This is a genomic window from Lutibaculum baratangense AMV1, from assembly GCF_000496075.1.
Classification (GTDB): Bacteria; Pseudomonadota; Alphaproteobacteria; order Rhizobiales; family Tepidamorphaceae; genus Lutibaculum; species Lutibaculum baratangense.
The window spans coordinates 39,510-50,762 of sequence record NZ_AWXZ01000007.1 but is presented as its reverse complement, the minus strand read 5'-3'; the positions used below and the strand labels follow the sequence as shown (position 1 = coordinate 50,762).

General features: G+C 68.7%; 10 protein-coding genes. 9 read left to right on the top strand and 1 reads right to left on the bottom strand.

Annotated features, from left to right (window positions below):
• Positions 1 to 9 precede the first annotated feature (9 nt).
• From ntrX to hflX, 5 genes are all read left to right on the top strand, one after another.
• Positions 10 to 1,377, top strand: a complete 1,368-nt coding sequence (ntrX, locus tag N177_RS00930) for a nitrogen assimilation response regulator NtrX (protein WP_023430338.1) — start codon at positions 10 to 12, stop codon at positions 1,375 to 1,377.
• 48 nt (positions 1,378 to 1,425) lie between these two features.
• Entirely contained in the window at positions 1,426 to 2,802 is a 1,377-nt protein-coding gene (gene trkA, locus N177_RS00925) for a Trk system potassium transporter TrkA (RefSeq protein ID WP_023430337.1), read from the top strand.
• A 52-nt stretch (positions 2,803 to 2,854) separates the two neighbouring features.
• Positions 2,855 to 3,715, top strand: coding sequence for a D-amino-acid transaminase (gene dat / locus N177_RS00920; RefSeq protein ID WP_040484913.1), 861 nt, complete (start codon positions 2,855 to 2,857; stop codon positions 3,713 to 3,715).
• Positions 3,716 to 3,870: 155 nt separating this feature from the next.
• Positions 3,871 to 4,128: an RNA chaperone Hfq gene (gene hfq, locus N177_RS00915; RefSeq protein WP_040484912.1), complete on the top strand. Its 258-nt coding sequence runs from the start codon at positions 3,871 to 3,873 to the stop codon at positions 4,126 to 4,128.
• Positions 4,129 to 5,520: a GTPase HflX gene (gene hflX, locus N177_RS00910; RefSeq protein ID WP_023430334.1), complete on the top strand. Its 1,392-nt coding sequence runs from the start codon at positions 4,129 to 4,131 to the stop codon at positions 5,518 to 5,520.
• Here the strand turns inward: hflX and mazG are convergent.
• A complete protein-coding gene (mazG, locus tag N177_RS00905; RefSeq protein WP_051402192.1) occupies positions 5,469 to 6,329 on the bottom strand; it encodes a nucleoside triphosphate pyrophosphohydrolase in 861 nt (286 codons plus the stop codon). The two genes, hflX and mazG, sit on opposite strands and share 52 nt — an antisense overlap.
• Before the next feature lie 260 nt (positions 6,330 to 6,589).
• On the opposite strand from mazG, the gene N177_RS00900 reads away from it, so the two are divergent.
• Genes N177_RS00900 through N177_RS00885 form a run of 4 tightly spaced genes read left to right on the top strand, consistent with a single transcriptional unit; the run spans position 6,590 to position 11,227 of the window.
• Positions 6,590 to 7,579 carry a BMP family protein gene (locus tag N177_RS00900; RefSeq protein ID WP_023430332.1) on the top strand — a complete coding sequence of 330 codons (990 nt, stop codon included), beginning with the start codon at positions 6,590 to 6,592 and terminating at the stop codon, positions 7,577 to 7,579.
• Between the two features lie 56 nt (positions 7,580 to 7,635).
• Complete coding sequence (locus N177_RS00895) at positions 7,636 to 9,201, top strand: ABC transporter ATP-binding protein (RefSeq protein ID WP_023430331.1); 1,566 nt, start codon at positions 7,636 to 7,638, stop codon at positions 9,199 to 9,201.
• A complete protein-coding gene (locus N177_RS00890; protein ID WP_023430330.1) occupies positions 9,198 to 10,286 on the top strand; it encodes an ABC transporter permease in 1,089 nt (362 codons plus the stop codon). The genes N177_RS00895 and N177_RS00890 overlap by 4 nt, the downstream gene beginning before the upstream one ends.
• Complete coding sequence (locus N177_RS00885) at positions 10,286 to 11,227, top strand: ABC transporter permease (RefSeq protein WP_023430329.1); 942 nt, start codon at positions 10,286 to 10,288, stop codon at positions 11,225 to 11,227. The genes N177_RS00890 and N177_RS00885 overlap by 1 nt, the downstream gene beginning before the upstream one ends.
• The last annotated feature ends 26 nt before the right edge of the window (positions 11,228 to 11,253 follow it).

Here is an 11,253-nt window from a genome sequence, read left to right as displayed (position 1 = left end):
TGGTTATAGATGGCGAAAGACATTCTCATCGTCGACGACGAAGCCGACATCCGCGAACTGGTCGGTGGGATCCTGGAAGACGAAGGTTTCCAGGCGCGCGCGGCGAAGAACAGTGACGAGGCCCTGCGCGAGATCGGCTCCCGCAGGCCCTCGCTCGTCTTCCTCGACATATGGCTCCAAGGGTCGAGGCTCGACGGGCTCGAGATCCTCGAGCTCATCAAGCAGGACCATCCGGACCTCCCGGTCGTGATGATCAGCGGTCACGGCACGATCGAAACGGCCGTGGCGGCGATCAAGGAGGGGGCGTACGACTTCATCGAAAAGCCATTCCAGGCCGACCGTCTCGTCCTCGTCGCGCAGCGGGCGCTCGAGGCGAGCCGCCTGAAGCGCGAGGTCCGCGATCTGCGCGAACGCAGCGGCGAGGCCGCGCAGCTTCTCGGCCACTCGAGCGCCATGAACCAGCTCCGCCACGCGGTCCAGCGCATCGCGCCGACGAACAGCCGCGTCATGATCTCGGGCCCGTCCGGTTCCGGCAAGGAGCTCGCCGCCCGCACGTTGCATGGCCTCTCCCAACGCTCCTCGGGCCCCTTCATCGTGATCAACGCCGCCACGATCACGCCGGAGAACATGGAGATCGCCCTCTTCGGAACGGAGACCCAGGACGGCCGGCGCCAGGTCGGCGCGCTCGAGGAGGCGCATGGCGGGACGCTGTTCATCGACGAGGTCGCGGACATGCCGCGCGAGACGCAGAACCGCATTCTGCGGGTCCTCGTCGACCAGAACTTCACGCGCGTCGGAGGCACTTCTCGGGTCCACGTGGACGTGCGCATCGTCTCCTCGACGAGCCGGGATCTCGAGCGCGAGGTGCAGGAGGGGCGCTTCCGCGAGGATCTCTACCACCGGCTGAGCGTCGTGCCCGTGCGCGTGCCGGCGCTGGCCGAGCGCCGGGAGGACATTCCGGAGCTCATCCAGCACTTCATGATGCAGATCTCCCGCTCGAGCGGCCTCCCGGTGCGGACGGTGGGAGAGGACGCGCTGGCGGTCCTTCAGTCGCACGACTGGCCGGGCAACGTGCGCCAGCTCCGCAACAACGTGGAGCGGCTGATGATCCTCGCGGGAGGCACCCCCGACGCGATCATCACCTCGGAGCTCCTGCCGGCCGAGGTCGGGGCGTCGCTGCCCCCCGCGCCGGGCTCGACCCGTGCCGAGCACCTGATGGCGCTCCCGTTGCGCGACGCGAGGGAGATCTTCGAGCGCGAGTACCTCATCGCCCAGATCAACCGCTTCGGCGGCAACATCTCGCGCACGGCCGAGTTCATCGGCATGGAGCGCTCGGCCCTTCACCGCAAGCTCAAGAGCCTGGGCATTGGCTCCTGACGCCGACAGGTTTACTCCGTCTCGCGAGCAGCGGCAGGCGAGGGCGCAATGAAGGTCGTGATCTGCGGAGCCGGTCAGGTCGGCTACGGCATCGCCGAGCGGCTGGCGGCGGAAGGCAACGACGTGTCGATCGTCGACACGACGCCGCGGCTGATCCAGTCGATCTCGGAGACGCTCGACGTCCGCGGGTTCGTCGGGCACGGCGCGCATCCGGAAGTGCTGGCGCAGGCGGGCGCGGAGCAGGCCGACATGCTGATCGCCGTGACGCTGCACGATGAAGTGAACATGGTGGCCTGCCAGGTCGCCCACTCGCTGTTCAACGTGCCCACGAAGGTGGCGCGCGTGCGCTCGCAGAGCTATCTCGCGCCGCACTGGCGTGACCTCTTCTCGCGGGACCATCTGCCGATCGACGTGATCATCTCGCCGGAGGTCGAGGTGGGCGAGACGGTTCTGAGGCGCCTCGCGCTCCCCGGAGCCTACGACACGGTCGCCTTCGCCGACGGGCGAGTCGTCGTCGCGGGCGTTCATTGCGACGAGAACTGCCCCGTCGTGGACACGCCGCTCCACCAGCTGACGGAGCTCTTCCCGGACCTCAAGGCCATCGTCGTCGGCATACAGCGCGGGGAGACGTTCTTCGTCCCGACGAGCTCGGATTCCATGCTCGTCGGCGACATCGCCTATTTCGCGGCCGACCGTGACCAGGTGAGGCGGACGCTCGGCATATTCGGTCACGAGGAGGCAGCGGCGGCGCGCGTGGTCCTGGTCGGCGGCGGGAATATCGGCTTCTACGTCGCGCGCCAGATCGAGTCGCGGCAGGCCGGCGCCCGCGTGAAGATGATCGAGTCCGATCGCAGCCGCGCCGTCACGATCGCAGACGAGCTTCGCCGCACCGTGATCCTGCACGGCAACGCCCTAGACGAGGAGATCCTGCGGGAGGCCGATATCGGCGAGGCCGACACGATCGTCGCCCTCACAAACAGCGACGAGACGAACGTCCTCGCCTGCGTCATGGGCCAGCGGCTCGGCGCCTCGCGCAGCCTGTGCCTCATCAACAAGAAGGGCTATCCCGAGCTGACGCGGGCGCTGGGGATCACGGCCTACCTCAACCCGCGCCAGATCACCGTCTCGAAGATCCTCCATCACGTGCGGCGCGGCAGGATTCGCGGCGTCCACTCCTTGCAGAACGGCCAAGCGGAGATTATCGAGGCGGAGGCGCTCGAGACGTCGCCGCTGGTCGGAAAGCCGCTGCGCGATCTCGACATCCTCGACGGCGTTCGGCTGGGCGCGATCTACCGGAACGGGCAGGTCATCATCCCCCGCGGCGACACGAAGATCGTGCCGCACGACCGGGTGGTGATGTGCGCGGTCGCGGACGCGGTGCGGCGGGTCGAGCAGATGTTCCGGGTGAGCCTCGATTTCTTCTAAGCCCTCGGGTGTTTCGGCGGCGTGTCCGCCCAGCGGAGAGAACGGTCGTCAGATGAGTCGCATTGCCTATGTGAATGGCCGCTACGTGCCCCACGGAAGCGCCGCGGTGCATGTCGAGGATCGCGGGTACCAGTTCAGCGACGGCGTCTACGAGGTCTGCGAGATCCACCAGGGTCGGCTCGTCGACGAGACGCGCCATCTGGACAGGCTCGAGCGCTCGCTGCGCGAGCTGAAGATCCGGATGCCGATGGACCGCAAGGCGTTGAGCCACGTCCTGCGCGAGGTCGTGCGCCGCAACCGGGTGCGCCACGGGCTCGTCTACATGCAGGTGACGCGCGGCGTCTCCCGGCGCGACCATCCATTCCCTTCGCCCGAGGTCCAGCCGGCGCTGGTGGTGACGGCCAAGTCGATCGACCCCGCGAAGGGGGTTAAGATGGCGGAGAAGGGCATCGCCGTGACGACGGCGCCCGACAATCGCTGGGAGCGCGTCGACATCAAGACGGTCGGCCTCCTGCCGAACGTGCTCGCGCGCCAGGACGCGCAGGAGAAGGGCGCGCAGGAGGCATGGCTGGTGGACGCCGACGGGAACGTCACCGAAGGATCCTCGACGAACGCGTGGATCATCAAGGACGGCGCGCTGATCACGAGGCACGCCGACCGCGGCATCCTGCGCGGGATCACGCGGACGGTCGTGGTCGAGGTGCTGGCGGCCGAGGGGCTGCGGCTCGAGGAGCGGCCGTTCTCCGTGGAGGAGGCCAAGAAGGCGGATGAAGCCTTCGTCACCTCGGCCACCAAGATCGTGATGCCGGTTGTCTCGATCGACGGTCAGGCGATCGGCGGGGGGAGGCCCGGGCCGCTCGTGAAGCGCCTGCGCGGAGCGTTCCGGCGTCACTCCGAGCTGGCGGCGGCGTGAAGGTCATCCGCCCTTCGTCGAAGGGGGCCCATGCGCCCTTGCCGTGCCGCAGAGCGGGCGCCATCTTTGCATGATGGTGCCGCGCCGGCTGATCGGATCTGAATAAGTGGAGCGGGCAGAAGACCCGCATCCCGAATGGGGCGAAAGGACAAACAATGCCTGCTGAGAGAACACAGAACCTGCAGGACACTTTCCTGAATTATGTCAGGAAGAATAAGACTCCCCTCACGATCTTTCTCATAAACGGGGTGAAGCTACAGGGCGTCGTGACCTGGTTCGACAATTTCTGCGTGCTTCTCCGTCGCGACGGCCACTCGCAGCTCGTCTACAAGCACGCGATCTCGACCGTCATGCCGAACCATCCCGTACAGCTGTTCGACGCGCCGGACGAAGCCGGCGGCAATGGAGCCTGATTGAAGCCTCGAGACAGTGACGTCCACGATCCCGCGGAGGGCGAGGTAGAGCCTCGCCCCGTCACGGAGGAGACCAAGCAGAAGCCGACGCGGACGCTCGTCCTCGTGCCCGTGCTCGAGCGCGGCGCGGCGGCCTCCGGTCCCGCCGTCAACGCCCGGTCGCCCGACGCGCGCCTCGAGGAGGCGTGCGGACTGGCGGAGGCGATCGCCCTGGAGGTGGTCGACCGCGGCACCGTGCGCGTGACGCAGGTGCGGCCGGCGACCCTGATCGGCACCGGCAAGGTCGACGAGATCGCCGGCAGCATCAAGGCGCAGGAGATCGAGCTGGTCGTCGTCGACCACCCGCTGAGCCCGGTGCAGCAGCGCAACCTCGAGAGGGCCTGGAAGGCGAAAGTGCTCGACCGGACGGGCCTCATCCTCGAGATCTTCGGCGAGAGAGCCCGGACGAAGGAGGGCCGGCTGCAGGTCGAGCTGGCGCATCTGAACTGGCAGAAGAGCCGCCTCGTGCGCTCCTGGACCCATCTGGAGCGCCAGCGGGGCGGCTTCGGCTTTCTCGGCGGGCCCGGCGAGACACAGATCGAGGCGGACCGGCGCATCATCCAGGACCGCATCCGGCGCATCGAGGCCGACCTGAAGGACGTGCAGCGCACCCGCGGCCTGCACCGCGAGAGCCGCAGGCGGGTGCCGTATCCGGTGCTCGCCCTCGTCGGGTACACGAATGCCGGCAAGTCGACCCTGTTCAACCGGCTGACGAAGGCCGACGTGATGGCGGAGAACCTGCTCTTCGCCACGCTCGATCCCACCCTGCGCGAGATCAAGCTGCCGACCGGGCGCCCGGCGATACTGTCGGACACGGTGGGTTTCATCTCCGACCTGCCGACACACCTCGTCGCCGCCTTCCGCGCGACGCTCGAGGAGGTGATCGAGGCGGACGTCGTCGTCCATGTCCGCGACATCTCGCATCCGGACTCCGAGACGCAGGCCAAGGACGTGATGAACGTCCTCAAGGCTCTCGGGGTCGATGTGGAGGACGAGAAGCACATCATCGAGGTCTACAACAAGATCGACCTCCTCTCGCCGGAGGCGCGCGAGGCGCTTCTTGCGCGGCGGGAGCGCGAGAGCCTCGAGGGAATTCCGGTCTCCGCGGTGACAGGCGAGGGCATCGACCAGCTCCTGGCCACGATTTCGGAGCGGCTCGGCAAGGAGGAGATCCTGCGCCGGATCAGGCTGGCGGGCACGCGGGGGCAGGACCTGAACTGGCTCTACGAGCGCTGCGAGGTCGTCGAGCGTGTCGACGATCCGGAGACGGGCGAGACGGCGGTGACGATCCGCGTGCCGCCTCAGAGGCTGCCGGAGTTCGAGCGGCGCTTCGGAGCGCTGGTCGAGGGCTGATCGCCCTCGAGCCGCTTCGCTTCCTGCCACCAGCCCTCCTGCCGGTCGAGCGGGACCGAGGCCAGCTCCTCGCCCGTCTCGCGCGCCCGGGCCTCGATGTGCCCGAACCGGCGGCGGAACTTCGCGTTCGTCGCCCTCAGCGCCTGGTCCGGATCGGCATCGAGATGACGCGCGAGGTTCGCGACGGCGAAGAGGAGATCCCCCAGCTCCTCGCCGGCAGCGCGACGGTCCCCGAGCTCGATCTCGGCCTCGATCTCGTCGATTTCCTCGCGGATCTTCTGAAGGACCTCGCGCGGCTCGGGCCAGTCGAAACCGACCTTGGCAGCCTTCTTCTGCAGCTTGACCGCCTGCATCAGCGCGGGCAGCGAGGGCGGCACGTCGTCGAGCAGCGGCTCGCTGCTCTGTTCGCCGCGCAGCGCCGCCCGGCGGGCCTTCTCCCACTTCTTGATCTCGTCCCACGTCGCCTTCACCGCGGCCGGGTCCTTCTCTTCCGGCGTCCCGAAGACGTGCGGGTGGCGGCGGATCATCTTCTCCGTGATCGCCTGAACGACGTCTGCGAAGGAGAAGGCGCCTTCCTCCTCGGCCATGCGGGAATGGAACACGACCTGCAGAAGGAGGTCGCCCAACTCGTCGCGGAGATCGTCGAGATCATGGCGCGCGATCGCGTCGGCCACTTCGTGCGCCTCCTCGACCGTGTAGGGCGCGATCGACGCGAAGTCCTGCTCGAGGTCCCACGGACAGCCGGTGCCGGGCGTCCTCAGCGCGGACATGATCTCGAGGAGGCGGGCGATGTCGCTGGAGGGTTGCATGCGGTGTCCTGGTCGGCGATCGGTGGTCGGGTGGACAGTATCACCTTTGGCGCCATGTTTTGCGGGGGAGCGCCTTTCGCTGGCGTTCGATGCCCAAGAACCGGGCGCCCGCCCCCGGGCCGCGCTCTCCACCGGAATCTTGGAGTTCCGGCGAATGAGGATTCGGCGCCTCCGCCTTTCTTTGGCATGTATCTTGATGAGCCGGGAGCCGGGTCGGCCAGGACCGACCCGCTGAACAGACGAGAGAAGAGAGGACAATGATGTCCACCAGACGATTCGCCCTGGCGCTCGCCGGGATGGCTATGCTCGCGCTGACGTTTCTCATCCCGCCGGCGGCAGCGCAGGACGGCAAGATCAGGGTCGCCGGAATCTACACGGTGCCGGTCGAGCAGCAGTGGGTGAGCCGCATCCACAAGGCGCTGAACGCGGCGCAGGAGCGGGGCGACATCGAGTACGTCTATTCCGAAAACGTCTCGAACACGGACTACGAGCGCGTGATGCGCGAGTATGCCGAGCAGGGGATGGATCTCGTGGTCGGCGAGGCCTTCTCGGTCGAGCGCGCGGCGCGCAAGGTCGCAGCCGAGTATCCGGACACGGCGTTCCTGATGGGCTCGTCCTTTCCGGCGCAGGAGCCCAATCTCGCGGTTTTCGACAACTACATCCACGAGCCGGCCTACCTCACCGGCATGATCGCCGGGGAGGCGACCGAGTCGAACGTGATCGGCATGGTCGGCGGCTTCGCGATCCCGGAGGTGAACCGCCTGATGCACGCCTTCATGGCGGGCGCCACGGAGGTGAACCCGGAGGTGAGGTTCCTCGTGAGCTTCATCAACTCCTGGTACGACCCGCCGAAGGCGAAGGAAGCCGCCTTCGCGATGGTCGATCGCGGCGCCGACATTCTCTACGCCGAGCGCTTCGGCGTGGCGGATGCGGCCCGGGAGCGCGGCATCAAGGCGATCGGCAACGTCATCGACACGTCGGGCGACTATCCCGGCACGATTCTCGCCAGCGCGATCTGGCACATGGAGCCGACGATCGACAAGGCGATCGAGGCCGTGAAGAACGATACCTTCGCGGCCGAAGACTATGGCCAGTACAGCTACATGAGCCATGGCGGCGGGTCGCTCGTGGCCGACGAGGAACTGGCACCCGAAGGCGCGGTGGAGGCCGCCAAGGCGAAGCAGGAGGAGATCCTGAGCGGCGCCTTCGAGGTGGAGGTCGACGACACCGAGCCGAAGTCGACGATGTGACCGAATCGCCCGCGCCCGCCGCGCGGGCGCGGGACCAAGAGGGCGAGCCTTCCTTCATGACGCACGGTACTGCCGCCGAGCCTGCCGCAGGGGAGGCCGTCCTCTCCCTGCGCGGCATCACGAAGCGCTTCGGCAGCCTCGTGGCGAACGAGGCCGTCGATCTCGACGTGCGCCGCGGCGAGGTGGTGGCGCTCCTGGGCGAGAACGGCGCAGGCAAGACGACGCTGATGAACATCCTGTTCGGCCATTACGTGGCCGACGAGGGGGATGTCCTCGTGGCCGGGGAGGGCGGCGATCTTCAGGAACTCGATGCCGGATCCCCGCGCGCGGCGCTCGCCGCCGGCATCGGCATGGTGCACCAGCACTTCACGCTGGCCGAGAACCTGAGCGGCTTCGAGAACATCATCCTCGGCACCCAGGGGCTTCTCGACCTCAGCGTCTCGCGCCGCGGCGCCAGGCGGAAGCTCGAGGCCCTGATGAGGGAGGCCGGCCTGGACGTCGCTCTCGACCGGCAGGTCTCGCGCCTCAGCGTCGGCGAGAAGCAGCGCATCGAGATCCTGAAGGCACTCTACCGCGACGCCCGCATCCTCGTGATGGACGAGCCGACCGCCGTGCTGACCCCGCAGGAGGTCGAGCGCCTGTTCGAGACGCTGCGTCGCCTGACCTCGGGAGGGCTATCGGTCATCTTCATCGCCCACAAGCTCTCTGAGGTCCTTGCCATCGCCGACCGGATCGTCGTCCTGCGCGGCGGCCGCAAGGTGGGCGAGACGGCGCGCAGCGTCGCGGACCGTCGCCTCATCGCCGAGATGATGGTCGGGCGGCACGTGCCGACGACGCGGAGAGAGCCCGGCCGCAGGGGCGGGGTCCTTCTCGAGCTTCGGGACGTCTCGTCGGGCGAGCCCTCAGACCGCGGCGCGCTGACGGAGGTGAGCCTCGCGGTCGCCGCCGGCGAGATCATCGGCATCGCCGGCGTCTCCGGGAACGGCCAGTCCCGGCTCTCGGCGCTCGTCGCCGGCCTCGCGCGTCCTCGCGGGGGCGTGCTCCGGCTCTTCGGAAGCGAGGTCTCGCACCACGACCCGCGCCGCTTCGCGGCAGCCGGCGTCGCCCGCATTCCGGAGGACCGGCATCATGACGGGATCATCGGCGGGATGACGGTGGCGGAGAACGTGGTGGTCGAGGAAATCCGCGCAAAGGACTATAGCCGCTGGGGTTTCCTCCGGAAGAAGGCCATCCGTTCTCGCGCCGAGGCGGCGATCCGCGGCTACGACGTGCGCTGCCAAGGCCCCGACGCGCCGGCGCGGCAGCTCTCCGGCGGCAACATGCAGAAGCTGATACTGGCCCGCGTGCTCGACCGCGCGCCGCGCCTCGTTCTCGCGAACCAGCCGACGCGCGGCCTCGACGTCGGCGCGCAGAGCGAGGTGCACCGCCGGCTGCTCGAGGCGCGGGCGAGAGGGGCTGGCGTCCTCCTCATCTCGGAGGATCTCGACGAGCTCCTGAGCCTGTCGGACCGCGTCGCCGTCATGCATGGCGGCCGGCTCTCCGAAGCGATCGAGACGGAGAGGGTCGGCCGGACGACGCTCGGCCTGATGATGGCGGGCCATGGCCGCGAGGAGGCGGCATGATCCGGTTCGAGCCCCGCCCGGAGCGCAACCGGCTGCTGCGGGTCGCCGCACCGATCGGAGCCGCGGCGGCGGCGCTCGTCCTCGCCGCCATTCCGCTAGCCTTTGCCGGCGCGCCGGTGCTGCGGGCCTACGCGCTGATGTTCTCCGGTGCCTTCGGCTCGGTCTTCGCGCTGACGGAGACGCTGACGCGGGCGACGCCGCTCATCCTGACGGGTCTCGCGGCGGTCGTGGCCTTCCGGGCGAAGCTCTGGAACATCGGGCTCGAAGGCCAGCTCTACGCCGGGGCGCTCGCGGCCGTCGCCGTCGGCTCCGGCGCGATCATGGCGCCGGCGGGGGTGATGGTGCCTCTCGTCCTGATCGCGGGCTTCGCGGCCGGCGCGCTCCTGATGCTGGGACCGGCGCTCCTGAAGCTGAAGTTCGGCGCCGACGAGGTCGTCACGACCCTGCTCCTGAACTTCGTCGTGATCCTGTTCGTCCAGATGATGCTCGAGGGGCCGCTGCAGGACCCGATGAGCATGGGCTGGCCGCAGTCCGCACCGGTCGTGGACGAGGCGGTCCTGCCGCCCCTCGTGGAACGGATGCGGCTGCATTCCGGTCTCCTCGTCGGGCTCGTCGCGGCGGCGGTCGTGCACGTCCTGTTCCGCCACACCGTGTGGGGCTACGAGATGCGGGCCGTCGGCGAGAACGCCTCCGCCGCGCGCTATGCGGGCATTCCCGTCTCCGGCACCCTCGTCCGCGTCGCGCTCATCTCCGGGGGGCTCGCGGGATTGGCCGGCGTGGGAGAGGTCGCAGGGCTCAAGGGGTACCTGACGGCCGACCTTTCGCCGGGCTTCGGCTATGCGGGGATCGTGGTGGCGATGCTGGCGGCCCTGTCGCCGCTGGGGGCCGTCCTGGCGGCCGTCTTCGTCGCCGCGGTCTTCGTGGGCGCCGACTCCATGAGCCGCGCCATCGGCGTGTCGAGCTACCTCGCCGACCTCGTGGTGGCACTGTCGCTCCTGTGCGTGCTCGTGGGCGGCTTCGTCACGCGGTACCGGATCCGCCGGGTCACGCGTCACCATGCGACCGCCGGCAGGGAGCGGGCCTGATGGAAATCCTCGAGATCCTCATCTCGGCCAATTTCTGGGCGGCGGCGATCCGCATCGCGACACCGCTGATCTTCGGCGTGCTCGGGGCGCTGGTCTGCGAGCGTGCAGGGGTGCTGAACCTCGGGATCGAAGGCATCTTCGTCGCCGGCGCGATGGCCGGATGGCTCGCGGTCTATCTGGGCCTGCCGCTGTGGGCGGGCGTGGCGATCGCCGCGATCGTAGGCGGGGCGTTCGGCCTGATCCACGCCGGGCTGACGGTGCCGCTCGGCCTCTCTCAGCACGTCTCCGGCATCGGGGTGACGATGCTCGCGACGAGCCTGTCCTATTTCGTCTACCGGACGGCGCTGCCCAACGTCTCCTCGCCGCCGCGGATCGTGCCGTTCCAGCCGGTGGACGTGCCCGTGCTCTCGGACATTCCTTTCCTTGGTCCGGTCCTGTTCAGCCAGACCCCGCTCACCTGGCTCGCCTTCGCCATGGTGCTCGTGGTCGCCTGGCTCCTCTACCGCACGCCGCTCGGGCTCGCGCTCCGGGCCGTCGGCGACAATCCCGCCTCGGTCGACGCACAGGGTATGTCGGTCACCTCGCTCCGCATCGGGGCGGTGGTGGCGGGCTCGGCGCTGATGGGAATCGGCGGCGCCTTCCTGACGATGTCGGCGTTCGACGCCTTCTTCTTCGGCATGGTCAACGGGCGCGGCTGGATCTGCATCGCGCTGACCGTCTTCGCCTCCTGGCGCCCCGGAAAGGCCCTGCTCGGCGCCATCCTGTTCGGCGCGTTCGACGCCTTCCAGGTGCGGCTGCAGACGGTGATCGGCAGCGCGCTGCCGAGCCAGATCTTCCTGATGCTCCCCTATGTCCTGTCGATCCTGGCGCTCGTGCTCGTCGCGCGGAGGGCCGACTATCCGCGGGCGCTGCTGCAACCATGGTTCCAGGGGCAGCGGTGAGGCGTCACGCTTGGGCGCTGCACGAA